This window comes from Ruegeria sp. BHSB056, from assembly GCF_059613305.1.
Genome location: NZ_JBXWSG010000049.1, coordinates 1 through 26,891 on the forward strand (window position 1 = coordinate 1; position 26,891 = coordinate 26,891).

A 26,891-nucleotide genomic window follows, 5' to 3' on the forward strand; every position below is an offset into this window, starting at 1 on the left:
GGCGTTGTGACATCGCCTTCGGGCGCGGTGATCCGTGACATTCTGCACCGGCTTCGGGACAGGTTCCCGCGCAAGGTGCTGATCTGGCCGGTGGCCGTGCAGGGTGCAAACTGCGCCCCCGAGGTTACCCGCGCCATCGAAGGGTTCAACCAGTTGACACCCGGTGGCGCGCTGCCCCGTCCTGACCTGATCATCGTGGCCCGTGGCGGTGGGTCGATCGAAGATCTTTGGGGCTTCAACGAAGAGAGTGTCGCGCGCGCCGCCGCCGCATCGGACATACCGCTGATTTCGGCCGTTGGGCATGAAACCGACACGACCCTGATCGATTTCGTCTCGGACCGCCGCGCGCCTACACCCACAGCTGCGGCAGAGCTGGCCGTGCCGGTCCGTATCGAACTGCTCGCCTGGACCGGCGAGCAAGGCGCCCGCCTGTCGCGCGCGGCAACGGACGCGGTGCAGCGCCGTTCGCAAAGGTTGCGCGATTTGTCCCGCGCCCTGCCGCGCCCGGACAGCCTGTTGAACTCCCCCCGGCAACGCCTTGATTTGATTGCGGATCGCCTGACCCCGGCTTTGACGCGAGGAGTGCAAAACCGCCGCCTGCAAGTAGTGGAACTGTCAGCCCATCTGCGCCCGTCAACTCTGCGCACTCTGGTCTCGGCCAGGCAAGAATCATTGCGCAACCTGTCTTCACGCCTGTCCCTGCGCCCGTTTCAACGCGAGATCGGCCAGCACGCGCAAAACCTTGCCCGGCTTGCTGATCGGATGAACGCGGCGCAGACCACGCGGCTGGATCGTCTGAAACATCAGCTTGAGGCCACTGACCGCCTGCGCGAAACGCTCAGCTACAAGGCGACGCTGGAACGCGGATATGCCGTGGTCCGCGCAGATGGGAATGTCATCACGACCAAAGCCGAGGCCGCAAAACATACAGCGCTGGACATCGAATTCGCCGATGGCATCCTTGGCACCGGGACAGCCGTAAAGCAGCCCAACCGGAAATCCAAACCGGATGCACCAGATCAGGGATCGTTGTTCTAAGCCATGCTGACAATCTGGGGCCGCAAAACGTCATCGAATGTTCAGGCCCTGATGTGGTGCGTCGGAGAGCTGGATCTGCGCTGTCATCGCCACGATGCAGGGCACAGGTTCGGCGGGCTGGACACCGATGCCTTTCGCAAGCTGAACCCGAACGGCACCATCCCAGTACTACAGGATGGCAATCACCCACCGCTGTGGGAGACCGGCGCAATCCTGCGCTATCTGGCGAATGCCTATGGCGGGAATGCCTTCTGGCCACGCGACCCGGTCCAGCAGGCCGAAGTCGACAAATGGGCGGAATGGGCCAAGATCAACGTTGCGATGGGTTTCACAGTGCCCGTGTTCTGGCAGGTTGTGCGGACGGCCCCGGCGCAGCAGGACCAACACACGATTGAACAGGCTGTTGCCGCGCTGGATAGAAAACTGGCACTTGCCGATACCCGACTGTCAGAAAACACCTACCTGTGCGGGCCCGATCTGACACTGGCCGATATTCAGCTGGGACATATCCTTTATCGCTATTACGACATCGGCATATCCCGCGCGCTCCTGCCCAACTTGCGACGCTATTACGATAAGCTGACAGAAAGACGCCCGTATCAGGAGCATGTCATGCTCAGCTATGATGAGCTTCGGGTGACCTAGTCAGACCCCGACATCGGGGCCATAACACACCATTTCTTCCCCGATATCTTCCGCCTCGTACAGCTCGGTCGCCTGCGGGTCGCCTTCAAACTGCGCGACAAGGCCACCGCCAGATCGCGTAAAGACCCAGCATTGCGGGTCAAACCGGTCTTCGTAGATGAAACAAATCTGCTCTTCCTGCTGATACCATACACCTTCCTTGCAATCGCCATCCAGAAAAGACCAGATCACGCGGCGGTTGGGCAAATAGCGTTCGACCCCGTAAACCTGCCCTTCGAACCCGTAAAACAGGGTCTTGCCCTGCGTATAGGTGTCGAATTCGGGGCCGGACAAAGGGGTCTGGGCCGCAACGGGCGGCGTGGCAAAGCAGGCGAGAATCATCAGCGCTCGGAACATATGCCCATTGTGTCAGATGCGATCCCGCTATGCCATTCACCCTTTGGCCAAGGGTGGGGAAACACGCTTAACTCCACGTAAGCGCTTGATTAAATGCCCCGCTCGGGATGAAGGTATTCGAAAACCGCGGTGAGGTGACATGACAACCCTTCTCTTCTGGATCGCCCTTGGCTGCGCATTGGGATACCTGCCCCTGACGGCCCGACCAGCCAGTTCCTTGCGCACTGTGCTGAAAACCACCTCGGTCGCCGCGCTGGCAGTCATTGCGGTTCTGCAGGGCAGCCCATGGATGCTTGCCGCTGCGCTTGCCCTGTGCGCAACCGGGGACGCGCTGTTGTCGCGTGAAACGGATGCCACGTTCATGGCCGGCATTGCCGCTTTTGCCGCCGGGCATCTGGCCTATGTCGCCCTGTTCCTGTCGCATCCTGCCAGCTCCGCCAGCCTGATCTGGGATGCCCCCGCGATCGTGTGGTCTCTGGTCATTCTGGGCATTGTCATGGCCACACTGCTTGCCCCCCGCGCCGGAGACCTGAAAGGCCCTGTTCTGGCCTATATCCCGATCATCCTTGGCATGGGGATCACCGTGCTGGCGCTGCCCCAGACAGGTGCCTTGCGATGGGCATTCCCGGCTGCAATCGCCTTCATCGCGTCCGATCTGATCCTTGCTACGGAAAAGTTCCTGCTGCCTGCGAACCACCCCGCCCACAAGCTGACGCCCTATCTGATCTGGCCGCTCTACTGGGGCGCGCAATTTGGTTTTGTCTTCGCTTTTGCGTGACCCTTTGCAACTGCCGCAAATCCGCATTAGGTGAAAGGAACACCTGCGGAGACCAAATATGGCGTTTTTCTCAAAGCTAAAGGACAAGCTGTTCAAATCCTCATCCCGCCTCGAACAGGGGCTGGACGCCATCGTCGAGGATGGTGGCGAGGAAACCGCCGCACCCGACCCTGTCCTCCCCGAACCTGAGCCCGAGCCGCAACCGGTTCCCGAAATCCCGACCCCTGAACCGGCGCAGGAACCGGCTGAACAACCTGCCCCCGCCCCGGCGGACCCCAAGCCCATTGTCCCACCGCCAGAAATCCCTGAATCCAAAGGCATCCTGAACCGCCTGTTCAGCCGCGGCAGCGCTGCCACAGAAATGCGCCGCACGCTGGATGACGATATGCTGGAACAGCTCGAAGAGCTGCTGATCGCTTCTGACATGGGCGTCGACACCGCCCTGCGTGTCACCTCGAACATGGCCGAGGGGCGCTTTGGGCGCAAACTCTCGACCCGGGAAATCAAACAGTTGCTGGCGCAGGAAGTGGCCCGCGTGATGGAACCCGTGGCCAGGCCCCTGCCGATCTATCCCAAACGTCCACAAGTGGTGCTGGTCGTCGGCGTCAACGGCTCGGGCAAGACCACGACCATCGGCAAACTGGCCAGCCAGTTCAAGCAGGCTGGCAAAAAAGTCGTCATCGCCGCCGGTGACACCTTTCGTGCTGCGGCCGTCGAACAGCTGCAAGTCTGGGGCGACCGCGCCGGGGTTCCGGTTCTGACAGCGCCCGAGGGCTCGGACCCCGCCAGCCTCGCCTTTGACGCGCTGACCCGGGCTCAGGCCGAAGGCGCGGATCTGCTGATGATCGACACCGCCGGACGCCTGCAAAACCGCACGGATCTGATGGAGGAACTCGCCAAAATCGTCCGCGTCATCCGCAAGGTTGACGAGACCGCGCCGCACAACACCTTGCTGGTCCTCGACGCCACCACAGGTCAGAACGCGCTGAGCCAGGTGGAAACCTTTCGCAAGCTGGCCGATGTCTCGGGCCTGATCATGACCAAGCTGGACGGAACCGCCAAGGGCGGTGTGCTGGTCGCGCTGGCCGACAAGTTCGGCCTGCCGATCCACGCTATCGGTGTGGGAGAGCAAATCGATGACCTTGCCCCCTTCGACCCCGAAGAATTCGCCGCCGCCCTGACCGGGCTCGACAAGGGCTGATCCGCCTCTTCATCTGGCCCTAAATATCCTCGGGGGTGTGGGGGCAGACAGCCCCCACCTCTCTCCGCCCTACAAAAGGTCTGCGTATTTGAGCGACTGGCTGATCTCACTTGAAGGCACCGAAGCCGGTCACCAACTGGCGCTGGCACTGGCGTTGATGGCCGCCTTCCTGCACGCCGCGTTCGGGGCGCTACAGAAAGGCCGCCATGATCCATGGTTGTCCCGTGGCGCCATTGACGCCAGCTATGGTCTGATGGCCGCCCCGTTTGCCTTTTTCGTGGTGCCCTGGCCTGAACCTCATATGTGGCCGATCTTCGCCCTCGCCTGGCTGATCCACATTGCCTACAAGACGCTGCAAGCCGCAGCGTACACCAAAGGGTCCTACACGGTCGTCTATCCGGTGGTGCGTGGTACGGGTCCGCTGTTCACTGTCATCGGTGCCTATCTTCTGTTCGGCGAAACATTCTCGGCCGTTCAATGGCTGGGCGTGGCCACCTTGTTGGCCGGGATATTTGGGTTGGCCGCCTACAACTTCAGGTTCCTTGAAACCAACAGGGATACGCTGGGCATCGCGTTGACACTGGCGATCGTCACGGGCCTGTTTGTCGCCCTCTACACCACCTATGACGCCTATGGCATTCGCGCCACCGCCGACCCGTTCACATTTCTGGCCTGGTTCTTCATGATCGACGGTGCGGCCATGCCGGTCTATGCCTTCCTCAGATGGCGCGCGATGGCGCATCGCCCTGCGCCCGGCCCGCTGATGCTGCGGGGTCTGGCCGGCGGCATCATCGCGCCTTTGTCCTTCGGGTCGATCATGCTGGCCACACGACTGGACAAAGTCGGCGAAGCCGCCGTGCTGCGCGAAACCTCAACCGTCTTTGCGGCGCTGATCGGCTGGCTTGTCCTGAAGGAAACCGTTGGCCCAAGACGCATTGCATTGATGGCATTGATTGCACTTGGCGCCGTAATAGTTGAAATGGGCGGGTAAGCAGCAGGACATACCGATGACAGGCAAAAAAGACATCAACCCATTTCTGAAACAGGCGTTGGAGCTTGGCCCGCCGCTGGCCTTCTTCTTCATCTACCTGCGCTTGCGTGATGACAGCTTTCTGATCGGTGGCACCGAATATTCCGGCTTTATCATCGCAACGATTATCTTCGTCCCCCTGATGCTGGGGGCAATGGGTATCCTGTGGTACCTCACCGGCCAGCTTAGCCGGATGCAGATTTTCACGGCCTTCATGGTCATTTTCTTTGGTGGCCTGACCGCATGGTTCAATGACGAGCGGTTTTTCAAGATGAAAACCACGCTTGTCTATGGCCTGTTCGCCCTGATCCTTGGCATCGGCTTGCTGCAAAAGAAATCTTATCTGGCCTACGTATTGGATGAAATGCTGCCTATGAAACACGAAGGCTGGATGATTCTGACACGCCGCCTTTGCGCCTGTTTCGCTGTTCTGGCCGCGGCAAACGAGTTTGTCTGGCGCACCATGTCGACCGACCTTTGGGTCAAGATCGAGACCTTCGGATTTCCCATTGCGCTGATGGCCTTCCTGATGCTGCAATTCAGCATCCTGCAACGCTATATGGACGACCCGGAACAGAAATAGCTGTTCTGACGTCGCCATACCTGCAAAATCAAACAAAATTCTTGGCTTAGCCGCCGAGCTATGGGAAGTTGTGTCACCACCCACACTCACACCTTGCCCAAGATCGGTGTATACATGACGGCCTTTCCCACCAGCGGCTTCCTTTCCGAAGCCTCCGACGGGCTTAGAGAGATGCTTTCCGCGCAGGCGACCGACATCTCGCTGGCTCAAGGAGAAACCCTTTTCGAACAAGGCGATGAAGGGGATTCGCTCTATGCCATTCTGGCAGGCACGCTTGAAGTGTCCTTTCTGGCGATGAGCGGTCGAAAGCTGACGCTGACGCTGATGCGCCCAGGTGAAGTTTTTGGCGAGATTGCGCTGTTTGACAACGGCCCGCGCACGGCAACCATTGCGGCGGCCGAGCCATCGCGCGTCCTGCGTGTGCGTCGCAATGACGTCATGAACCAGATCAGAAAACAGCCTGATCTTGCCGTGGATCTGATCCGATTGGCCGGGCTGCGGATGCGATGGATGGGGTTGCAGCTGAACGAGCAGGTCTTTTTGCCCATGCCCATTCGGCTGGCCCGAAAGCTGCTGCATCTGTCGGAATTGCAGGACGACCCGACGCAGCGCATCACCCTGTCGCAGAGCGAACTTGCCGAATTTGTCGGGGCCACGCGCGAGGCCGTTTCCAAGACGATCTCGATCTGGAAACGCGACAATATTGTCGAATCCTCGCGCGGCGGCTTGTTGATTCAGGATTTCGACGCATTGCGGGAACTGGCCGATTCCGAACTTATCTGAACCAGTGTGATCTGGTTCACATACGAGAGGGTTTGTGTTGACCTAAGGTGAAGTTGTTACCGTTGGAGGTCAGAGAATCATCCCCGATATCTGTCCACTGATCTCTCCCTGTATCTGAGCCATACGCAATTTCAGCGTATGGCTCATTTTCTTTCTGCATGCCTCTTCAGGTGTTCAGGCAATGAAAAAGGCCCGGCGCTTGTCCCGGCCTTTTCCAATCATTCTTCCAGGCTCAGCGCCACAAATCGCGGCTCGCCCCCCCTGCGGACCAAAAGCAGCAGGGATTTCCGCCCAGCCTCTCGCGATTGGTCCATTCTGGCTTCCAGATCCGCGATGCTTTCCACCTTTTGCTGACCCGCTTCGGTGATCAGGTCACCCGCGCGCAACCCTTTCGCGTAAGCCTCAGACGCTTCGTCAACATTCGAAATCACCAGACCCTGGGCATCTGCGTCCAATCCCATATCCGCGCGCAGCGTATCTGTGAGCGGGGAGATGGTCAGCCCGAGAATATCGGCGTTTTCTTCGACCGGAGCATCCTGCGTTTCTTCTTCGTCATCGTCTTTGCTTTCTGCGTCCTCACGGCGTCCCAGCGTGACCAGAATTGTTTGCGTGCCGCCATCACGGTGTACAATGACCCGCACGGCTTTGCCGACTTCTGTTTCGCCGACCTGACGGACCAGACCACGGGTGTCTTCAACTTCGACACCGTCAAAGCTGATGATCACGTCGCCTGCTTTCAGACCGGCCTCCTGGGCGGGGCCTTCTGGGACATCGCTGATCAGCGCGCCGCCGGGTTTTTCCAGCCCCATCGCCTCGGCCATATCCTCGGTCACGTCCTGAATGCGGACGCCCAGCCAGCCGCGTCGGGTTTCGCCAAATTCGCGCAGCTGATCGACGACCTTTACCACCACGTTCGACGCCATCGAAAAGCCGATACCGATCGAGCCACCGTTGGGCGACAGGATGGCTGTGTTCACGCCGATCACTTCGCCGTCCATGTTGAACAATGGACCGCCCGAGTTGCCCCGGTTAATCGCCGCATCTGTCTGGATGTAATCATCATATGATCCGCTGAGCGCCCGGTTGCGGGCCGATACGATACCAGCGGATACAGAAAAGCCCTGACCCAGCGGGTTGCCCATGGCAATCACCCAGTCCCCCACACGCGCCACGTCGCTGTCGCCAAATTGCACGTATTTCAAGGGGCCGGACGCCTCGACCTTGAGCAGCGCGATATCGGTTTTCTCATCGGTTCCGATGACCTTGGCCACCAGTTCTTTTTTGGGCTGCCCGTCACCGGGGAAGAATTCCACAAGGATTTCGTCAGCTTCCGCAATGACGTGATTGTTGGTGACAATGAAGCCATCTTCAGAGATCACAAAACCCGACCCAAGGGCGTTGCTGCGTCGGGGTGGGCTGTTGTCATTGCCGCCATTGCGATCCTGAAACTCGCGAAAGAAATCCTCGAACGGAGACCCCTCGGGCACGATACCCTGTGGGCCTGTCTGACCTTCGATCAGGGTGCTTGTGGTGATGTTCACCACGGCCGGGCTGATCTTTTCCGCCAAGGGCGCCAGGCTTTCGCCTCTGGCCTGGGCGGAAACCGACTGCGCCAGCACAAGCAGTGTACCGGCAAAGGCCAGCCACAACAGCCGCATCCAAACACTCACGTCGTCCCACCGGACGGATAAACTGCGCGCTTTCGCCTGCACTTGAGCTCTCCTTGTCGACAATCTTGCCAAGGCCTGTTTCGGCCTTTCTTAGTTTCCAATGTAGTCAGTTTAACCCGGTGAGCAACTCGGGATCGCAGCGAAATCACCCGCACGTGAAACCGCCCCGTCAAAAGCCCAGTTGATATGCCCCCCAGAGCAGGATCAAACCGCTGACAACACAAAGCAACCCGGCCAGTCGCCGGCCCTGTTCGGGCATGGCGCGCAGCGCCTCCAGCATCCGTTCGATAAGCGAAGGGGCCAGCGCATAGGCCAGCCCCTCGACAATCAGTACCAGCCCGAAGGCCAGAAGGATCATGCCCATCATTCGGACGGCGCCGCCACCGGTGCCCGCCGACCAGTTGGCGAACTGAGGTAGTTGAAGAAGTCCGAATCCGGGCTTAGCACCAACGAGCTGTTTCCGCCCTGAAGCGCATTTTCATAGGCAGACAGAGAGCGGTAGAATTCAAAGAACTCGGGGTCTGCTCCGTAGGCATCCGCAAAGATCGCGTTGCGTTCGGCGTCGGCCTCACCACGAACAATTTCAGATTCGCGGCGGGCATCCGACACAAGTTCCACCACTGTACGATCGGCTTGCGCGCGGATACGCTGTGCGGCTTCCTCACCACGGGCCACTTCATCTGCCGCTTCACGCTCGCGTTCGGCACGCATACGCGCAAAAGTGGCTTCGAGGTTGGCTTGCGGCAGGTCAGTGCGTTTGAGCCGGACGTCGATCACTTCAAGACCCAAATCACGCGCTTCGGTAATGGCCCCATTGCGGATGCGCAGCATTAGTGCCGCCCGATCCGAGCTGAGGATATCGTTCGAGCTGACGGAACCTAAAACTTCGCGCGTTTTCGCCCGCAAAATGGAATCCAGCCGCTGTTCTGCGGTATCGATACCGCCCGCACCCACCGCTTCGCGGAACTGGCGCACGTCGGTAATCCGATAGCGTGCAAACGCGTCAACCACCAGACGACGGTCATCCAGAGGTGTCACCTCCAGTGGTCCGACCTCGCGGCTCAGAATACGGTCGTCATAGCGGACGACTTCCTGAATGACCGGAATCTTGAACGCAAGACCCGGATCTTCCTTGACATCAATGACGCGACCGAATTGCAGAACCAGTGCTTTTTCCCGTTCGTCGACGATGAAGATCGACGATAGCGCAGCCACTACAAGAACAAAAATGACAGGCAGAACAAAAGTTGATTTACGCATCTTTTAGTTCCCCTCGCCCGAGTTGCGGCGCAATTCGTTCAGCGGCAGATACGGGACAACGCCCTGCCCCTGCCCACCGGCATTCTCATCCAGAATGATCTTGTTTACGTCGCCAAGGACCTGCTCCATCCGCTCAAGATACAGACGCTTGCGCGTCACGTCTGGTGCTTTGGCGTATTCCGCCAAAACCGCGCTGAAGCGGCTGGCCTCACCCTGTGCTTCGTTCACGACCTGGGCGCGATAGGCTTCGGCTTCTTCCAGAACCTGTGCCGCTTCACCGCGCGCACCGGCGAGAACCCGGTTGGCATAGGCATCAGCCTGCTTTTCAAGCCGGTCACGTTCCTGACCCGCTGACTGAACCTCGCGGAATGCGTCCTTGACCGGTTCTGGTGGGTCGGCACCATCAAAGTTCACACGAACAATATTGATGCCTGAACTATAGCTGTCGAGCGTGGATTGAATCAGCTCCTCAAGCCGTTCCGCGATAACCGCACGGTCGCGGTTCAGGATCGGCGCAAGCGAAGATTGCGCGATAATTTCGCGCATCGCTGATTCCGAAACCGCCTGAATCGTTTGTCTGGGATCGCGCAGGTTGAAGAGGAAATCTGCCGGATTGGAGATGTTCCAGACCACCTGAAAATCGATATCGACAATGTTTTCATCGCCCGTAAGCATCAGACCCGCATCGCTTCCACGACCACCCGAGCCGATGGTTTCCGTCTGTTCGACCTTCACCGGAATAACTTCGGCCGTCACAACCGGCCATGGGGCAAAGTTGAGACCTTCTGTACCGATCCCCGAGAAGCGACCAAACAGCAGCTCGACCGATTGTTCTTCGGGTTTGACCGTATAGGCGCTGGCCACGCCCCACATCACCAGAGCGGCGATGCCGCCCAGAAGCAGGGTGCCCTTGGTAAAGGCCGGGCCACCGCCGCCCTGACCGCTACGGCCACCGCGGCCAGAACCACCACGACCGCCCATGAGGACGCGCAGCTGCTCCTGGCCTTTTTTCATCAGTTCGTCGATCTCGGGAATATGCGGACCATCGCTTTCGGGGGGCTTGCGCCCGTCCCCGTTGTTACCCCGATTTCCTCCGCCACCGGATGAGCCTCCGCCCCCCCAGGGGCCTCCGCTATTGCCCGCCATATGTAACTTTTCCTTCGTTTTGGACCGTGTGATCACGGGTTCCCTTGTAACGTGTGTGCGCGCGCTTGCAAATCAAGCCGTGCGCACAGGTTGCCGCATTGTCACCAGTTCTTCGGCCATGACCGGGTGAACTGCAACCGTTCGGTCAAAATCTTCCTTGGTCGCGCCCATCTTTACAGCGATTCCCGCCAGCTGGATCATCTCGCCGGCACCGGGGGCGACAATATGGCAACCCAGCACCTTGCGCGTGGCCTGAGAGACGATGAGTTTCATCAGTACCCGCTGCGTGCCGCCAGCAAAGGATTTCTGCATCGGCTTGAAAGACGTGGCATAAACCTCAATCGGTTCCTGTTCCGCTGCCTCTTCTTCGCTGAGGCCGACAGTTCCCATCTCAGGCTGAGTAAAGATCGCGGTCGGAATCAAGTCGTGATCCACCGGTGTCGGATTGCCCTTGAACACGGTTTCCACAAAGGCCATCCCCTCGCGGATCGCCACCGGGGTCAGGTTCACCCGGTCGGTCACATCGCCAATGGCAAAGATCGAGGGCACAGCGGTCTGGCTGTATTCATCCACGATGATCTCGCCCTTACGGCCGCGTTCAACGCCCAAAGCCTCCAGCCCAAGGTTATCGGCATTCGGCGCACGGCCCGTGGCATACATCACCACATCAAAACTCTGCTCGGAGCCGTTGGTGGCCTTGACCCAGATCTTGTCGCCCTGCTTTTTCATCTCGATCACATTGGTGCCCAGATGCAGGTCGATGCCGTTCTGGCACATTTCTTCGCTGATCAGTCCACGCGCCTCGTCATCAAACCCCCGAAGGATCTGTGCGCCGCGATAGAACTGAGTCGTCCTGACCCCCAGCCCGTTCATGATCCCGGCAAATTCACAGGCGATATAACCGCCCCCTACGATCAGGATGCTTTCAGGCAGCTTGTCCAGGTGGAATATCTCGTTCGACGTAATCGCCAGTTCCGAGCCCGGAAAATCCGGAACAACCGGGCTACCGCCGGTGGCGACCAGAATGTGTTTGGCCGTTTTGCGGGTTCCGTCGGCCAGCTCGACCGTGTGGGCATCCACAAGGCGCGCACGCTGGTCAAAGCTTTCGACGCCGTTGTTCTTCAGGATATTGCGATATATCCCTTCCAACCGATCAAGCTCGGCCACCAGCTTGCCGTGGAAGGTGCTCCAGTTGAACGCGCCGGGCTGAATATCCCAGCCATAGGCCTGCGCGTCCCCGACCATGCCCGAGTATTCGCTGGCAAAGACCATCAGCTTCTTTGGCACGCAGCCCCGGATTACACAGGTGCCGCCATACCGGTCTTCTTCGGCCAGCGCGACCTTGGCACCGGTTTCGCCCGCCGCAACACGCGCCGCGCGGACCCCGCCCGAACCTCCACCGATGACAAAAAGATCATAGTCAAAGCTCATGCCGGGTTCCTTCGTTCAACTTGCAAAATTCTCTGGATATCTGGGCGTAAAAAACCCTGTGCCAACCCCCGGCGTGGAAAATTCGAACTTTCATAGCCACTTGCCGGAGGGACCTGCACGATACTCAGTCCGAAAAATCGGAAAACAGGTTATCGCGCGATCCGCTGAGCAGCTGATCCATTGCGACCGTACCCGCGTTGATATCACGCAGCTCGACCCGGCCATCGCCATGGCCGATCACGACCTTGTCGCAGATGTCGATGAACAGGCCATTTTCCACAACACCGGGCACCTGGTTCAGAATCAGCGCCATCTGGCGCGGGTTGCCGATGCGCTTGAGGTGCAGGTCAAGGATGTGGTTGCCCTCATCGGTCACAAACGGGGCCTCGCCATTCATGCGTAGCGCCGAGGATGTCCCAAGCACATCCATCGTATCCAGCGCTTCCTCGATCAATGTGCGCGTTGTCTGCCAGCCAAAGGGAATGACCTCGACAGGCAGCGGAAAGGCCCCCAGAGTTTCAACTTCTTTGCCTGCATCGGCGATGACGATCATCTGATCGCTGGCCGTGGCCACAATCTTTTCCTGCAGATGCGCACCGCCGCCGCCCTTGATCAGGTTCAGGTCCTGATCGAACTCATCCGCGCCGTCGATGGTCATGTCCAGCCAACCGGCCTGATCCAGTGAGATAACATCGATACCGACCTCGCGGGCAAGCTGCGCCGTGCGGGTCGAGGTTGGAACACCCTTGATCCGCAGGCCGTCTTCGCGCACCCGTTCACCCAGACGGCGCACCAGCCAGGCGGCTGTCGATCCTGTGCCAAGGCCCACGCGCATCCCGTCTTCGACCATGTCGGCGGCACGGTACGCGGCAACATATTTCGCGGTGTCGATTGGCGACAGATCTCTGGTCATGGCAGCTTTCCCAGTTTATTCTGACGGAGTTATAGGGAATGCGTCAGGCGACTGCGACCCCATTTTGCGATCCGACAGGTGTTAAGATGTCTCAGGACTACGCGTTTCCTGTCGGAAAAGTCGCAATCATGTCTTACACCCACATCTTTGCGCTGTAAGTTGCGCGCATGTTGACCCGGTACCGCCTGCATTACGCCCCTGACAACGCCTCGCTGGTGATCCGGCTGGCGCTGAACGAGATGGGCGTAGCTTATGAAACCGTGGTGGTGGACCGCCGCCAGAACGAGCAGGACAGCGACGCGTACCGGTCGCTTAATCCCAACGGGCTGATCCCGGTACTGGAAACGCCGCAGGGCCCGATCTTTGAAACCGCGGCGATCCTGCTTTGGCTGACAGAGCGCCATGGTCAACTGGCCCCGGCGGCGGATGATCCTGAACGCGCCGGATTTCTGAAATGGCTGTTCTTCGCGTCCAACACGTTGCATGCGGATCTGCGCATCCTGTTCTACGCTGAAAAATACATAGACGCCTCACAGGCCGACACGCTGCGCGCGGGCATCCGACCCCGGTTGCAGCAGCACCTGCGGCTGCTGGATGCGCTGGCGCAACGCGGGCCTGAGTGGTTTCGCGCAGGTGTCCCATCGGTTCTGACCTATTATGTCGCCTGCATGATGCGCTGGATGGCCCTGTACCCCGTAAGTGCTGACCGCAGCTGGTATCAACTGGCCGACACGCCGCATCTGCTGAAAATGCTTCTGCACCTTGAGACACGCCCTGCCACCCGTTCGGCAATCGCTGCGGAAGGTTTGGGCGTTACACCCTTCACATCCCCTACTTACGCTAATCCCCCGGAAGGCTCGGCTATCTGATATGTTCCTATCTGTCTTCGATATGTTCAAAGTGGGCATTGGCCCGTCTTCATCGCACACAATGGGCCCGATGGTGGCCGCGGCGCGCTTTCTGGACATGATGCGCGCGTCCCCCTTTGAATTTACCGGTCTGAAAGGATCGCTGCACGGCTCGCTTGCCTTCACCGGCGTCGGCCACGCGACCGATCGGGCGACCATTCTGGGTCTGGCGGGCTTTGTTCCCGACACCTATGACAACGAAAAGGCCGAGGCCGCGCTGGCCGATATCGCCCGCACGCACACCGTAACGCCCGAAGGCCTGCCGACGCTTCAGTTCGATCCCAAGGCGGATCTGATCTTTGACTACGACAACAATTTGCCCGGGCACGCCAACGGGATGATCCTGATGGCTACCGACGCACAGGGCGATGTCATCCTGCGGCAGGTGTTTTATTCGATCGGCGGCGGCTTTGTCCTGACCGAGGAAGAACTGGCCGAAGGGAAAGACACCGATGAAGGCGACCCGGTCCCGTTCCCGTTCAAATCCGCCGCAGAAATGCTTGAGATGGCCAAATCCAGTGGCAAGACCATAGCCGGGATGAAGCGCGCGAACGAGATCGCGCGGGGCTGCGCCGACAGTTTCGCGAAAGGATCGGCCCGTTTGTGGGACGTCATGAATGCCTGTATCGAACGCGGCTTGACCACTGACGGCATCCTTCCGGGCGGTTTGAAAGTGCGCCGCCGCGCGAAAGGCATCTATGATGCGCTGATGGCCGAACGCGGCATGAACCTGACCGCGCCGCACACGATCAACGACTGGATGAGCGTCTATGCCATGGCGGTCAACGAGGAAAACGCGGCAGGCGGGCAAGTTGTCACTGCGCCAACCAACGGGGCCGCAGGTGTTCTGCCCGCTGTTCTACGCTACTATCTGGACCACGTACCGGGCGCGTCCGAAAGCCATATCGAGGATTTCCTGCTGACCGCGGCGGCCATTGGCGGGTTGGTGAAATACAACGCCTCAATCTCGGGTGCCGAAGCGGGATGTCAGGCCGAAGTTGGCAGCGCCGCTGCCATGGCGGCAGCCGGGCTTTGCGCCGTGATGGGGGGAACCCCTGAACAGGTGGAAAATGCCGCCGAGATCGCGCTGGAGCATCATCTGGGCATGACCTGCGACCCTGTTGCCGGACTGGTTCAGGTTCCTTGTATCGAACGAAACGGGTTAGGCGCTATCAAAGCAGTTTCAGCCGCCTCACTGGCCTTGCGCGGGGACGGTCAGCATTTCGTGCCGCTGGACGCGGTGATTGAGACGATGCGCCAAACCGGCCATGACATGCATGAGAAATACAAGGAAACCTCGCTGGGTGGTCTGGCTGTGAACGTACCGAACTGTTGAAACAGAAAGCGAGGGGCGACATGCGTGGGCATTGTCTGTGCGGCAAGATCCGGTTCGAGGTCGACCCTCCGGTACTTTCATGCGTCACCTGCCATTGCGACAGTTGCCGCCGCCAATGCGCAGCGCCGATGACAACGTATTTCGGAGTTCGCGATGGTCATTGGCGGTGGATCGGTGAAGAGCCCAAGCGCTTTAACTCCTCTCCCGGTGTCGAGCGCAGCTTCTGCCCGCACTGCGGCACGCCGATGTCCTTCCGGTCAACCGCCATGTCGGATGTGGTGCACCTATATGTCGCGACGCTGGGCGCTCCTGAAGCGCTGGAACCAACGTTGCATGTCGCGCATGAAGAAAAGCTGAAATGGCTGAAATTGGAGGATGGTCTGCCCACCTGCAACGGGCCGGATTACACCAAGGTTCAGCCCCTGCCCGACCGCTGACAACAGCGCTTCCCTCTGCGTCGCGAAACAGATAGCGTCGCGCTCATGACCCAGGACAGACCCGTCTTTGGCATCTTTTTGATGCTTGGTTTTTGCGTGCTCGCACCCTTGGGGGATGCGATGGCGAAGCTGTTGGGTGAAACCACACCGCTGGGTCTGCTGGTCATGGTGCGTTTCGCGGTGCAAGCGGTGATCCTGATCCCCCTGGTTGCGGTGACGGGGCGACCCTGGCGGATGCGCGGCCGCATCCTGCGGCTGACCCTGCTACGGACGCTGCTGCATATCATCGGCATTTCGGCCATGTTCAGCGCGCTGCAATTCCTGCCCTTGGCGGATGCCGTTGCAATTGCCTTTGTCATGCCATTCATCATGCTGCTGCTGGGCAAATATGTTCTGGAGGAAGAGGTCGGTTCCCGCCGTCTTGCCGCCTGCGTCGTTGGGTTCATCGGCACATTGCTGGTCATTCAACCCAGCTTTGCCGAGGTGGGTGCACCTGCGTTGCTGCCACTGATCGTTGCCGTGGTTTTTGCCTTGTTCATGCTGGTCACCCGGCAAGTCGCGAAAGAGACCGATCCGGTGTCGTTGCAAGCCGTGTCCGGCGTATTTGCGACGATCCTTCTGGCTCCGCTCCTTCTGATTGGCACGCAAATGAACATTCAGGAGCTCTCGATGACCCTGCCATCCAGCGATCTGAACTGGCTGCTGATTGCGATCGGGGTGTTGGGTACGGTCGCGCATCTGCTGATGACGTGGTCGCTGCGCTATGCGCCGTCTGCCACACTGGCCCCGATGCAATATCTGGAAATCCCGGTTGCAACCCTGATCGGATGGGTGATTTTCAACGACCTGCCCGATGGATTGGCTGCGGCTGGCATCGTCATCACCATTGCCGCAGGCCTGTACGTCATTCTGCGCGAGCGGGCCAGCGCCCGGTCTGCCCCGACAGAAACACCTGCATAAGCGGATCAAGTGCTGTGCGCGGGATCATCACCAGCAGGCCCGGCCCATCCATCTTCAGCTCGACAGGCGCCCATGCACGGTTGGATGTTCCCACCTGCCCGTCCGGCTGAAAGGCCAGATTATCAATCGGCCATTCCAGCCCGGTACTGCGCCCCGTCACCGGCTGCATCGGAAACAGCGAGACCACATCGCCGGGCGCAACCGGCAGCTTGATCTCTGGCGGCGCATGAAAAACCAGTTCACGTTCGCCCAGCAATATGCAGGCCTGATCCTGCCGCCGGACCAGAACGTTCAGAACGGCCAGTTGATGATCAAGTCGCCCGCCAAGAAACCCAGCCCCCAGAACCAGAGGAGCGTGCAGATTGCGCAGGGCCTTGTCGAAATCGGTGCTATCCTGTTCGCGGATGGCAAACAGGCGATCCGTGGGAATTTTAGCTTGCGTCGCTTTGCTCAGCGAATCGAAGTCACCGATCACCGCATCGGGAATCCGGCCTGATTCTGTCAAAATGTCCGCTCCGCCATCGGCGGCAACGACCGAATTGACGCGATTCAGCACCAGATTCAGGTCTCCAGACCCGATAAATCCCCCTCCGAACAGCCCGATTGGATCGATAGAGCGTACAATTGGCTCGATTTTCCTAAGATTGGCCATTTTTCCCGGATTTGGACACATTAAGACCACAAAATGATAGGTTCATGCATAAAGTTCAGAGCCTTCGTGTGCTCCCGATTCCGGGTAAGTGGGCTCTCGTAGTTTGTAAAGGACGTGCGTCTGATGGTACAGAATAACAAGGTATTAACCGTTTCATATGGAACCTTCTCCTGCACTTTGGAAGGATTTGATGATTCCTTTGAAACGATGAAAGCCATCGCCGAGTATTTCCGCGATCTCGCAGCGGATGACCGTTACTTCGGTTCGGAACCCCCGCAACCTGATGCCGAAATGCTGACCCGCATCGCCCGGCGTGATGCATCACAGCGCGTCGAAGCCCGTCAGAACGAATCCGGCCTGTTGCTACGTGCCACTCAGACAACCGAAGCGCCAGTTGCTGCTGAAGAACCGGCCTCGCACACGGCCGCGGTCAATGTAGCCGAAACTCCCGCTCATGTTCAGCCACAACCGACCCCTGCGCAGACCGGGTTCGCCGAGGCAGAACCTGTCGCAGACACCCCGCCCCCGGCTGCTGACAGCATCGCGGCGAAACTGCAGCGTATTCGCGCGGTCGTCTCTCATTCCGATGTGCCCGCTGCCGAGTATTCCGAAGACGAAGACTCGTCTCTGCTGGCCAAATCCGCTCCTCCGGTAGATGCTGTGGCCGCCGCGTTTGAGGCTGGTGCTCTCAGCGCGGATGACTTTGCCGAACCCAAAGAGCCTGAAGCCCAGGAAACCGAAAAACTGGCGGCACCTGCAGTTGACGAGGCGCTTGACGAGGAGGCCGCGGAACCACAAGCGGCTGAGACAGTTGATGCGCTGATCCCCGAAGTTGCTGAAACTCAGATCGAAGAAACCGTTGACTTGCAGGCGCCCCTGACCCCCCAGCCCCTGCAAATCGACGAGATCGAAGACGCGCCGGTGGCGGATCAGTCCGCCGCCGAGCCTCTGTTGGCTGATCTCGAAGACGTTGCCGAAGACGATTTCGACGAAGAGGATGCCCCCAACATCCTCAACGTAGAAGACGTAGCAATTGAATCCGACGATGAACCGGTCGAGGACGATCTGGCACAGGGTGTTTTGACCGCAGACGACGAAATGCACCTGCTAACCGAAATTTCCGAGATCGAACAGCACCTGTCCGGTCGTTCGAGCCAAAAACTGGCGGACGATGCGGATCCCGATCAGGATGTGTCGCGCCTTATGGCAAAGACCGGCGAGCATATGGATGATCCCAGCAGCAGCGATGCGCGCGAAACCTATTCGCACCTGCGCACCGCCGTCGCTGCAACCGAAGCCGACCGCGACGGTCAGGGACGCTCGGAAGAGGCGGCCGACAAAGAATACCGCGGTGATCTGGCATCCGTGGTCAGCCCACGGCGACCCGAAATCAAGGTAACCAGCATGCGTCCGGCACCGGAAGCTCCGGCACCGCTCAAGCTGGTGGCCGAGCAACGGGTGGATGAACACGGAACATCCGCAAGTCCGGTCTCGCCACGTCGTGTCACTACAGACCAGGAAACATCGGGGTCCGAGGAAGGCGGTTTCGCACAGTTTGCACAGGAACAGGGTGCGCAATCGTTGCCTGATCTTCTGGAAGCGGCTGCCGCCTATCTGTCCTTCATCGAAGGTCAGGAGCAGTTTTCGCGCCCGCAGCTGATGAACAAAGTGCGTTCACTGAAACAGGATGAGTTCAATCGCGAAGAAAGCCTGCGTTCTTTTGGGCAGTTGCTGCGCGATGGTAAAATCGAGAAAGCCGGAGGCGGGCGTTTCGCCGCGTCCAACCTTATCGGTTTTCGCCCCGATGACGAGCGTGCCGTAGGCTGATCACGCTGGAAGGTTATCAAGCAAGGCCGGGTTAACCCCCGGCCTTTTTGCTTTTTGCCATTGGACCATACGCCTGCCCTGAATGACAAAGCCCGAACGTTTCGACTGAAACCAGACAGCCGACACTATACCGCCGAGGACCGCGCGTTTTCCTGCGCGGTGCTCAGCAGGCTCGGTCATTTACACATATCTTACGAGCGCTAGGACTGATCGGGGTCTTCTTTACCGACGCCGCGAAACACAAACTTGAACGGCAGGGCCCAAAGGATGCCCAGCACGATATAAACCAGTAACTCAATCCAGATCGGAGGTCGCCCCAGCAAGTTCACGATCGTCACCACGGCAATGATGTACAGCGGAAGACCAAGCACAAGGATCACCAGCGACCAGCGCCGGCGTGCCTTGTAACTCAGCCCTGTCTTCTGTTTCTCGCGCATCAGTCTGCAAAGGGGTCTGTCACCAGAATGGTGTCGTCCCGCTCCGGACTAGTGGACAAAAGCGCCACCGGGCATTCGATCAGTTCTTCGACCCGACGCACATATTTGATCGCATTTGCAGGTAAATCCGCCCAGCTGCGCGCGCCTTCGGTCGATTCGCTCCACCCCGGCATTTCTTCGTAAATCGGGGTACAGCGGGCTTGCTGATCAGCAGCGGTCGGAAGGTAATCCAAACGCTCGCCATCCAGCTCATACCCCGTGCAGATCTTAAGGGTCTCAAACCCGTCCAGAACATCCAGCTTGGTCAGCGATATGCCGTTCACGCCGCTGGTTGCGCAGGTCTGGCGCACCAGGCAGGCGTCGAACCAGCCGCAGCGGCGCTTGCGGCCTGTTGTCGTCCCGAATTCGTGCCCGCGTTCACCCAGCCGCTGACCGTCAGCGTCTTCCAGCTCGGTCGGGAACGGCCCTTCTCCAACGCGGGTGGTATAGGCCTTAACAATGCCAAGCACGAAATTGATCGAGCCCGGACCGATTCCAACACCGGTTGCCGCCTGCCCCGCAATCACGTTTGACGAGGTCACGAAGGGATAGGTGCCAAAATCGATATCCAGCAGCGCACCCTGCGCCCCTTCAAACAGGATGCGTTTCCCGGCTTTGCGCTTTTCGTTCAGCACTTTCCAGACAGGCGCCGCAAACGGCAGAATTTGTTGCGCGATATCTTTGAGTTGAGCAATCAGCGCGTCGCGGTCAACCGGCTCGATACCCAGACCCTTGCGCAACGGATCGTGGTGTTGCAATGCGCGGTCCACGCGGGCCTCCAGCGTGGCTTCGTCCGCCAGATCGGCAACGCGAACGGAACGCCGCCCAACCTTGTCTTCATAGGCCGGGCCAATTCCACGACCGGTTGTTCCAATCTTGGTGCCTTTGCTCGCAGCTTCTTCGCGCGCACGGTCCAACTCGCCGTGAATCGGCAGAATCAACGGCGTATTTTCGGCAATCATCAGCGTGTCGGGAGTGATTTCAACACCCTGCGCGCGGATGGTTGCGATCTCATTGACCAGATGCCAGGGGTCCAGAACCACACCATTGCCGATAACGCTCAGCTTGCCGCCGCGTACTACACCCGAAGGAAGCGCGTGCAGCTTATAGACCTCACCGTCGATCACCAGCGTATGACCGGCATTGTGACCGCCCTGAAAACGCGCGATTACGTCCGCCCTTTCGCTGAGCCAGTCGACAATCTTGCCTTTTCCTTCGTCGCCCCATTGGGCGCCGACAACAACCACGTTGGCCATATCCGGTCCTTTTCGTGCTGAGTGATCAAACCCGGCTCATATAGCGGGCCAAAAACCGCAGGGAAACCGATATTTCGCCGCAGAGGAAAATCGCGCAAGCGCGCGATGCCTCCGGCGGGGATATTTGCAGCCAGATGAAGAGCGGATCCCCTGCTTCACCTGGCTGTAAATATCCCGGGGGAGGCGCCCGGAACGGGCGGCGGGGGCAGAGCCCCCTAACACTGTCATCCTAAGTGGACAGGTTGCCCGTGCGGAGTGGTCAGGTAAGCCTCTTCCCAGGCCTGATGCACATCCTGCACATCTTTCGGCATGGCAGCGCCCTGTTCGGCCAGCAATGTCTCAAGCGTTTCCAGCCATGCGTGGAAGTAATCGTCACCGCCATCCAGTTCCCGGGCAAGTCCATTGCGTTTCAGTATCGCTGAAAAGCGCACCGCCCAATCCGCCCATTCGAACCGCCCAGCCTCGTTCAGCGCGACGGTGACGGCAAAGACCTGAGCGTGCCAGGGCTGAGCAAAAACCGGCTCGGGGGCTCCGTATGAGATACAGTCGTTCATGCCGGTTGCAGGTAGCTTTGCCAGAGGTCCAGAACCACCTGGTCGGCGGGATGTTCGGGGGCGGCCCAGAGCTCAGATGTCGCAAAGGCCACCGCATAAATCGGCTCTGGCGCCTCACCCAACCCATGCGCATTGGAATCGGGCAGAACATGGGTTCCGTGCAGGCGCAGGATTCGGCCCCTGGCACCGGATGCATAAACAGGCAGGCGCGTGTGACCCCCATCCACGAGACGATTTGCTGCCGGTCGGACCGTGACAACCTCTTGCCCCACAGAAAACAGCGCCGCAACATTGGAAGGCCTGTCCGCAGGCCCGCCTTTGGCCAGCGCTGCGGACACCGCTTCCGCCTTGAGCGCTCTGTCTGCCAAGGGGTGCGGTTTGTCGCCACGCACGCCACGCAGATCTTCCAATGTCAGAACACCCTTTTCGACAAGCAGATCGGCCAGACCGGATATCCATTTCTCATAATACGAAAACCGGGTGTAGTCCTTCGGGGACAGGCGTTCGCGCGCGTGGCGTGAAACGTCGATGTTCCACTGCCCCAGAAAACCAGATGCAAGTGTGACCGCAAGAGCGCGGGCGTGCCAGTCTTCAGCAAAGACCGGCGCATTCTCTGCCTCTGGACGTATCGGACCATCACCGAAACGGCCTCCCATATCGTGAACGCGGGTCATGCGGGCACCCTCGGAAGGCCCGTGCCGATCATGCTGTCGCGCGTCACAAGCGCGGTTAGTTCATCTTCGTTCATCCCGTCTGTGCCTTCAGGGCGCATGGGCAAGACAAGGTAGCGAATTTCGGCCGTCGAATCCCAAACCCGTACAGAGGTGTCTTGGGACAAGGTGACGCCGAACTCGGCCAGCACCTTACGCGGTTCTCGCACCGCGCGGGCTCGGTAGGCGTCGGACTTGTACCATCCGGGCGGGATACCCAGCAGTGGCCAAGGGTAACAGCTGCACAGGGTGCAGACGACCATGTTGTGCCGATCCGGTGTGTTCTCAACCACCACCATATGTTCGCCCTGGCGGCCATAGTAGCCAAGGTCGGCTACGACCGGAGTGGCGTCTTCAAGCAGGGCAGCTTTGAAGGCAGGGTCGCTCCAGGCTTTGGCAACGACGCGCGCACCGTTTTGCGGCCCGATCCTGTTCTGATAGGTGTCGATGATCTCGTCCAGAGCCGCCGGATCGATCAGCCCTTTGCGAGTCAGAATCGTCTCAAGCGCTTTGACGCGCAATGCGGGTTCAGGTGGCAACAGGGCATGCGGGTGGTCGTGATCGTCATGTGGCATGGCCGCAGCCTGCGTCACAACTCAACGCACTGTCCAGTCCCTTTGGCGTGATGGGATACATCAAGGAAGTTGATGCCAACTCCTGACTTGCCCCCGCTGGCAAACTTGCATAAGTACCACGCGATACACGCCACGCTGTACAGGACCACCATGGAAAACGTCGTTCTCATCATCCATCTTCTTCTGGCTCTGGGCCTGATCGCCGTTGTCCTGATGCAGCGGTCTGAAGGCGGTGGCCTTGGCATGGGCGGTGGCGGTGGTGCGATGACCGGTCGCGCGGCAGCGACGGCTTTGGGCAAGCTGACCTGGATACTTGCAGCGTGTTTCATCGTCACCTCGATCACGCTGACCATTCTTGCGGCTCAGAAATCTACGGGCAGCTCGGTAATCGACCGTCTGGGCGTTCCGGCACCGGCTTCGACCGAGGAAAGCGCTCCGGCTATTCCGTCGGTTGATGATCTTCTGCCGCCGGCACAGGACGACAACGCGCCGCTGATCCCGCAGGCGGATTGATCCACAAAACCTAGAAACCTGAGAGAGGACTGCAACAGCATCTTGCGGTTCTCTTGCGCTTTTGGCGCGAATCCTTTATACGTGAAGTCCCGTGATGCAGCGGTTTTTCGGAACCGCCGGGCAGCTGATTTTGACGTCTCACGGGAGCAGCCGAAAAACTATGGCACGTTTTATTTTCATCACCGGTGGTGTGGTTTCGTCCTTGGGCAAAGGGCTGGCTTCGGCAGCTTTGGGCGCTTTGTTGCAGGCCCGCGGTTATTCGGTGCGTCTGCGCAAGCTGGACCCCTATCTGAACGTCGATCCCGGCACGATGTCGCCCTTTGAGCATGGCGAAGTATTTGTCACTGATGATGGCGCCGAGACCGATTTGGACCTTGGCCATTACGAACGCTTCACCGGCGTGGCTGCCCGCAAGACCGACTCGGTCAGCTCGGGCCGGATTTATTCCAATGTTCTGGAGAAAGAGCGCCGCGGCGATTACCTCGGCAAGACCATTCAGGTGATCCCGCACGTCACCAACGAGATCAAGGATTTCATCGCCATCGGCGAGGATGAGGTTGATTTCATGCTGTGTGAGATTGGCGGTACCGTGGGTGACATCGAAGGCCTGCCCTTCTTTGAAGCCATCCGTCAGTTCAGTCAGGACAAACCGCGCGGCCAGTGTATCTTTATGCATCTGACGTTGCTGCCCTACATCAAAGCGTCGGGTGAGTTGAAGACCAAGCCGACCCAGCACTCGGTGAAAGAACTGCGCTCGATCGGTCTGGCCCCCGATATTCTGGTCTGCCGGTCCGAAGGGCCGATCCCGACCAAGGAACGGGAAAAGCTGGCCCTGTTCTGCAACGTGCGCCCAGACAGCGTGATCGCGGCGCAGGACCTGTCCACCATTTACGACGCGCCGCTGGCCTATCACCGCGAGGGGCTGGATCAGGCCGTTCTTGATGCCTTCCAGATCAGCCCCGCCCCCAAGCCCGATCTGGCCAAATGGGAAGATGTGAGCGACCGCATCCACAACGCCGAAGGCGAAGTGAAAGTGGCCATTGTCGGCAAATATACGCAGCTTGAAGACGCCTATAAGTCGATTGCCGAGGCGCTGACCCATGGCGGTATGGCCAACCGCGTGAAGGTCAAGATCGAGTGGGTGGATGCCGAGGTTTTCGATACCGAAGACGCGGCCCCGTATCTGGAAGGCTTCCACGCCATCCTCGTCCCCGGTGGGTTTGGCGAGCGTGGCACCGAAGGCAAGATCAAGGCGGCGCAATATGCGCGCGAGCACAAGGTTCCCTATCTGGGCATTTGTCTCGGCATGCAGATGGCGGTGATCGAGGCCGCACGAAACGCTGCGGGCATCACCGAAGCCGGGTCCGAGGAATTCGACCATGAGGCCGGGAAGAAACGGTTTGAACCGGTGGTCTATCACCTCAAGGAGTGGGTACAGGGCAACCACAAGGTCGAGCGCAAGGTCGGCGACGACAAGGGCGGCACAATGCGCCTTGGGGCTTACAACGCAGTATTGGCGGATGGATCCAAAGTGGCCGAGGTTTATGGCGGCACGCAGATCGAGGAACGGCACCGCCACCGCTATGAAGTGGACATCAAGTATCGCGACAAGCTTGAAAAAGCGGGCCTGAAGTTTTCAGGCATGTCCCCGGACGGTCGTCTGCCCGAAATCGTGGAATGGGCGGATCACCCGTGGTTCATCGGCGTTCAGTACCACCCGGAACTGAAGTCCAAGCCGTTTGACCCGCATCCGCTGTTTCGCGAATTTGTGCGGGCCGCGAAAGACACCTCGCGCCTGGTTTGATCCCTGACTGTGTCGGACTGTCACCCCACGTTGTTTCGTGGGGACTGACCTCTTAACTGAGTGGAGAGGCAGGTTTTCTGCTTTTGCATTTCACGGTTTCAGGAGATTTCCGATGAGCAACGCAACAACGATCACCAACCTTCAGCAAGCGCTTCATAGGGAGCTTACTGCCGCGCACCAATACCAGTTGCACGCGCATGTTCTGGACGACTGGGGCCTTGATATTCTGGCTGAGAAAATGCGGGGCGAGATGCAGGAAGAGTTGGTTCATTCTGACGCCTTTATCGAACGTATCCTGTTTCTGGGTGGAACCCCCGAGCTTGCGTTTCAGAAAAGCCCGGCCGCAGCGGGCACGCTGGAAGAGATGTTCGCCTCTGATCTCAAAGACGAGAGTGAGGCCGTCGACTTCTACACCAATGCAGCGCAACAGGCGGCTGAGGCCGGTGATGTTGGTTCGCGTACACTGTTTGAACGCATCCTGATGGAAGAAGAAGGTCACAAAGCCTGGCTGGAGACACAGCTGAGTCTTCTGCAACGTCTGGGCGAATCTGCGTTTAGCGCGAAATTCGTCTCTGGCGCCGCGGGCGAAGCCTGAGACCTTGGTTTCAAACCGATGGAAGTCACAGGTGCTGTGCGAAGATGACGCAATCTGTGCCTGTGTCCTCACCTCAAAATGACCTGGCTGGTCGCAAAAACTCTGGCCGGGTCATTGTCGCAGCGTTAGCTGTAGGATTCGCGACAACAGGAGAGTTCCGATGACCAGCCAATCCCAGAAAGCCGTGACCTTTACCAGCCTTCACAAGAAGGGCGATCCTGTCATTCTGTTTAATATCTGGGACGCTGGCAGCGCTGGGGCTGTTCGGGACGCTGGTGCCCAGGCCATCGCGACCGGCAGTGCCCCTGTTGCCATGGCGCAAGGTTATGGCGATGGGCAGAACATTCCACTTGAGGCCGCGTTGGACAATGCACGCCGCATCGTTGCGGCTGTTGATCTGCCGGTAACACTGGATTTCGAGGGGGCTTATGCCGAAGACCCGCAAGGGATCGCGCAAAACGTTCGGCGCGCACTTGACTGCGGAGTCGTCGGGTTCAACTTTGAGGACCAGATCATCGGTGGCGACGGTCTCTATGACATCACCACTCAGGCCAAACGTGTTGAAGCGGTATGCGGCGCTTGCGCGCGCGCGGATATTCCCGCCTATGTCAATGCGCGCACAGATATCTTCCTGAAGGCCGCTGCGGACACCCATGACGACACGATGCTGGATGAGGCCATTGCCCGTGCCAATGCCTATGCTGATGCAGGTGCCAGCGGATTCTTTGCACCCGGGCTAAAGAACGAAGCTCTGATCGCCCGGCTTTGCGAATCCACCACGTTGCCGGTCAATATCATCGCCCTGCCCGGCACGCCGGATACGGCCACTCTGGCAAAGCTCGGGGTTGCGCGGATCAGCTACGGCCCGGTCCCCTATCGCCAAATGCTGGCCTGGTTGCAGAACGCAGCCAAAGAGGCCATGGCCCGGTAAATACAGGTTTCTGTTTCCTCAGGACAAATTGCAACCCATCGATATTGGTCAACGATTGATTGTCGGCCTGTGCGTACCCGGTGCCGCGCAGATCTGATTCAGCGTGGGACATACGCCATACTATAGCAAGACCAGCATTTCGTGCTTGGCCGATCACGACCTGTCGTCTAGGTGTTTGTTATGTTGAAAAGGTTCTTTAAGGCGCTCAGACCGCCTCATCATGAACAATTGCCGGACCCGGATGCAGAACTTGCTCTGGGCGCTCTGATGGTGCGCGTCGCGCAGGCAGATCGCGATTACAAGCTGGAAGAGATCAGTCTGATCGACAAGATACTGGCCCGTCTTTACCAGCATAACGCGATTGAGGCAGCCAAGGTTCGGGCCACCTGCGAAAAGCTACATGCTGCGGCACCGGAAACTGATACGTTCGGCAAACTGATCCGGGAAACCACGGACCTGAAAGAGCGGCTGGCAGCCCTTGAC

30 protein-coding genes are annotated in these 26,891 nt (G+C 59.1%); 17 read left to right on the plus strand and 13 right to left on the minus strand.

Going from position 1 to position 26,891, the window contains the following annotated elements; translation table 11 throughout:
- Together xseA and AC2FND_RS12725 are read left to right on the plus strand one after the other, a co-directional pair.
- Positions 1 to 1,038 (plus strand): exodeoxyribonuclease VII large subunit (gene xseA, locus AC2FND_RS12720; protein WP_496770107.1); only part of this gene is annotated, 1,038 nt, incomplete at its 5' end.
- Between the two features lie 3 nt (positions 1,039 to 1,041).
- Positions 1,042 to 1,683: a glutathione S-transferase family protein gene (locus AC2FND_RS12725; protein ID WP_496770109.1), complete on the plus strand. Its 642-nt coding sequence runs from the start codon at positions 1,042 to 1,044 to the stop codon at positions 1,681 to 1,683.
- Here AC2FND_RS12725 and AC2FND_RS12730 read toward each other — a convergent pair whose 3' ends face one another.
- On the minus strand, positions 1,684 to 2,064 hold the full coding sequence (locus tag AC2FND_RS12730) for a hypothetical protein (RefSeq protein WP_496770111.1): 381 nt from the start codon (positions 2,062 to 2,064) through the stop codon (positions 1,684 to 1,686). It lies immediately after the preceding gene.
- Positions 2,065 to 2,218: 154 nt separating this feature from the next.
- On the opposite strand from AC2FND_RS12730, the gene AC2FND_RS12735 reads away from it, so the two are divergent.
- The 5 genes from AC2FND_RS12735 to AC2FND_RS12755 all read left to right on the plus strand — a co-directional run bounded on the left by AC2FND_RS12735 (position 2,219) and on the right by AC2FND_RS12755 (position 6,454).
- Positions 2,219 to 2,857, plus strand: a complete 639-nt coding sequence (locus AC2FND_RS12735) for a lysoplasmalogenase family protein (RefSeq protein ID WP_496770112.1) — start codon at positions 2,219 to 2,221, stop codon at positions 2,855 to 2,857.
- 58 nt (positions 2,858 to 2,915) lie between these two features.
- On the plus strand, positions 2,916 to 4,058 hold the full coding sequence (gene ftsY / locus AC2FND_RS12740) for a signal recognition particle-docking protein FtsY (RefSeq protein WP_496770114.1): 1,143 nt from the start codon (positions 2,916 to 2,918) through the stop codon (positions 4,056 to 4,058).
- A gap of 88 nt (positions 4,059 to 4,146) precedes the next feature.
- Entirely contained in the window at positions 4,147 to 5,049 is a 903-nt protein-coding gene (locus AC2FND_RS12745; protein WP_496770116.1) for an EamA family transporter, read from the plus strand.
- Between the two features lie 16 nt (positions 5,050 to 5,065).
- A complete protein-coding gene (locus AC2FND_RS12750) occupies positions 5,066 to 5,671 on the plus strand; it encodes an inner membrane-spanning protein YciB (protein WP_209595853.1) in 606 nt (201 codons plus the stop codon).
- 114 nt (positions 5,672 to 5,785) lie between these two features.
- Positions 5,786 to 6,454: a Crp/Fnr family transcriptional regulator gene (locus AC2FND_RS12755; RefSeq protein ID WP_209504274.1), complete on the plus strand. Its 669-nt coding sequence runs from the start codon at positions 5,786 to 5,788 to the stop codon at positions 6,452 to 6,454.
- A 218-nt stretch (positions 6,455 to 6,672) separates the two neighbouring features.
- Here the strand turns inward: AC2FND_RS12755 and AC2FND_RS12760 are convergent, their stop codons facing one another.
- The 6 genes from AC2FND_RS12760 to rpiA form a co-directional block, all read right to left on the minus strand.
- A complete protein-coding gene (locus AC2FND_RS12760) occupies positions 6,673 to 8,112 on the minus strand; it encodes a Do family serine endopeptidase (protein WP_496770140.1) in 1,440 nt (479 codons plus the stop codon).
- 181 nt (positions 8,113 to 8,293) lie between these two features.
- A complete protein-coding gene (locus AC2FND_RS12765) occupies positions 8,294 to 8,488 on the minus strand; it encodes a DUF2065 domain-containing protein (RefSeq protein WP_209504906.1) in 195 nt (64 codons plus the stop codon).
- On the minus strand, positions 8,488 to 9,384 hold the full coding sequence (hflC, locus tag AC2FND_RS12770; RefSeq protein WP_209595851.1) for a protease modulator HflC: 897 nt from the start codon (positions 9,382 to 9,384) through the stop codon (positions 8,488 to 8,490). The genes AC2FND_RS12765 and hflC overlap by 1 nt, the downstream gene beginning before the upstream one ends.
- A gap of 3 nt (positions 9,385 to 9,387) precedes the next feature.
- Positions 9,388 to 10,530 (minus strand): FtsH protease activity modulator HflK, encoded by a 1,143-nt coding sequence (hflK, locus tag AC2FND_RS12775; RefSeq protein ID WP_496770118.1) that lies wholly within the window; start codon positions 10,528 to 10,530, stop codon positions 9,388 to 9,390.
- A gap of 72 nt (positions 10,531 to 10,602) precedes the next feature.
- Positions 10,603 to 11,961, minus strand: a complete 1,359-nt coding sequence (gene gor, locus AC2FND_RS12780) for a glutathione-disulfide reductase (RefSeq protein ID WP_496770120.1) — start codon at positions 11,959 to 11,961, stop codon at positions 10,603 to 10,605.
- 124 nt (positions 11,962 to 12,085) lie between these two features.
- Positions 12,086 to 12,874 carry a ribose-5-phosphate isomerase RpiA gene (gene rpiA, locus AC2FND_RS12785; protein WP_480493460.1) on the minus strand — a complete coding sequence of 263 codons (789 nt, stop codon included), beginning with the start codon at positions 12,872 to 12,874 and terminating at the stop codon, positions 12,086 to 12,088.
- A 167-nt stretch (positions 12,875 to 13,041) separates the two neighbouring features.
- Between rpiA and AC2FND_RS12790 the strand changes: the two genes are divergently transcribed.
- Genes AC2FND_RS12790 through AC2FND_RS12805 form a run of 4 tightly spaced genes read left to right on the plus strand, consistent with a single transcriptional unit; the run spans position 13,042 to position 16,515 of the window.
- A complete protein-coding gene (locus AC2FND_RS12790) occupies positions 13,042 to 13,743 on the plus strand; it encodes a glutathione S-transferase family protein (protein WP_496770122.1) in 702 nt (233 codons plus the stop codon).
- A gap of 1 nt (position 13,744) precedes the next feature.
- Positions 13,745 to 15,118, plus strand: coding sequence for an L-serine ammonia-lyase (locus AC2FND_RS12795; protein WP_209504281.1), 1,374 nt, complete (start codon positions 13,745 to 13,747; stop codon positions 15,116 to 15,118).
- 20 nt (positions 15,119 to 15,138) lie between these two features.
- A complete protein-coding gene (locus tag AC2FND_RS12800) occupies positions 15,139 to 15,555 on the plus strand; it encodes a GFA family protein (protein ID WP_480505657.1) in 417 nt (138 codons plus the stop codon).
- Between the two features lie 45 nt (positions 15,556 to 15,600).
- Complete coding sequence (locus tag AC2FND_RS12805) at positions 15,601 to 16,515, plus strand: DMT family transporter (RefSeq protein WP_209595846.1); 915 nt, start codon at positions 15,601 to 15,603, stop codon at positions 16,513 to 16,515.
- Here the strand turns inward: AC2FND_RS12805 and AC2FND_RS12810 are convergent.
- Complete coding sequence (locus AC2FND_RS12810) at positions 16,460 to 17,167, minus strand: thiamine diphosphokinase (RefSeq protein ID WP_496770125.1); 708 nt, start codon at positions 17,165 to 17,167, stop codon at positions 16,460 to 16,462. The genes AC2FND_RS12805 and AC2FND_RS12810 overlap by 56 nt on opposite strands.
- Positions 17,168 to 17,290: 123 nt before the next feature.
- On the opposite strand from AC2FND_RS12810, the gene AC2FND_RS12815 reads away from it, so the two are divergent.
- Positions 17,291 to 18,994, plus strand: a complete 1,704-nt coding sequence (locus AC2FND_RS12815) for a hypothetical protein (RefSeq protein WP_496770127.1) — start codon at positions 17,291 to 17,293, stop codon at positions 18,992 to 18,994.
- Positions 18,995 to 19,194: 200 nt separating this feature from the next.
- On the opposite strand, the gene AC2FND_RS12820 is transcribed toward AC2FND_RS12815, so the two are convergent.
- The 5 genes from AC2FND_RS12820 to nthA form a co-directional block, all read right to left on the minus strand.
- A complete protein-coding gene (locus AC2FND_RS12820; RefSeq protein ID WP_480476464.1) occupies positions 19,195 to 19,431 on the minus strand; it encodes a DUF2842 domain-containing protein in 237 nt (78 codons plus the stop codon).
- Positions 19,431 to 20,726, minus strand: a complete 1,296-nt coding sequence (locus AC2FND_RS12825; protein ID WP_496770129.1) for an adenylosuccinate synthase — start codon at positions 20,724 to 20,726, stop codon at positions 19,431 to 19,433. Before AC2FND_RS12825 ends, AC2FND_RS12820 begins: the two co-directional genes overlap by 1 nt.
- A gap of 224 nt (positions 20,727 to 20,950) precedes the next feature.
- Positions 20,951 to 21,280 (minus strand): nitrile hydratase accessory protein, encoded by a 330-nt coding sequence (locus AC2FND_RS12830; RefSeq protein ID WP_496770131.1) that lies wholly within the window; start codon positions 21,278 to 21,280, stop codon positions 20,951 to 20,953.
- A complete protein-coding gene (gene nthB, locus AC2FND_RS12835) occupies positions 21,277 to 21,954 on the minus strand; it encodes a nitrile hydratase subunit beta (protein ID WP_209504289.1) in 678 nt (225 codons plus the stop codon). The genes AC2FND_RS12830 and nthB overlap by 4 nt, the downstream gene beginning before the upstream one ends.
- Entirely contained in the window at positions 21,951 to 22,565 is a 615-nt protein-coding gene (gene nthA, locus AC2FND_RS12840) for a nitrile hydratase subunit alpha (RefSeq protein WP_496770132.1), read from the minus strand. Before nthA ends, nthB begins: the two co-directional genes overlap by 4 nt.
- A 150-nt stretch (positions 22,566 to 22,715) precedes the next feature.
- Here nthA and secG point away from each other — a divergent pair, with 150 nt between their 5' ends.
- The 5 genes from secG to AC2FND_RS12865 all read left to right on the plus strand — a co-directional run.
- Positions 22,716 to 23,078, plus strand: a complete 363-nt coding sequence (gene secG, locus AC2FND_RS12845) for a preprotein translocase subunit SecG (protein WP_496770141.1) — start codon at positions 22,716 to 22,718, stop codon at positions 23,076 to 23,078.
- 160 nt (positions 23,079 to 23,238) lie between these two features.
- On the plus strand, positions 23,239 to 24,882 hold the full coding sequence (pyrG, locus tag AC2FND_RS12850; protein WP_209595839.1) for a CTP synthase: 1,644 nt from the start codon (positions 23,239 to 23,241) through the stop codon (positions 24,880 to 24,882).
- A 112-nt stretch (positions 24,883 to 24,994) separates the two neighbouring features.
- Positions 24,995 to 25,477 carry a bacterioferritin gene (locus AC2FND_RS12855; RefSeq protein ID WP_496770134.1) on the plus strand — a complete coding sequence of 161 codons (483 nt, stop codon included), beginning with the start codon at positions 24,995 to 24,997 and terminating at the stop codon, positions 25,475 to 25,477.
- A 160-nt stretch (positions 25,478 to 25,637) separates the two neighbouring features.
- On the plus strand, positions 25,638 to 26,408 hold the full coding sequence (locus AC2FND_RS12860; RefSeq protein WP_496770136.1) for an isocitrate lyase/PEP mutase family protein: 771 nt from the start codon (positions 25,638 to 25,640) through the stop codon (positions 26,406 to 26,408).
- Positions 26,409 to 26,588: 180 nt separating this feature from the next.
- The coding region (locus AC2FND_RS12865; RefSeq protein WP_496770138.1) for a tellurite resistance TerB family protein at positions 26,589 to 26,891 on the plus strand (303 nt) is incomplete at its 3' end.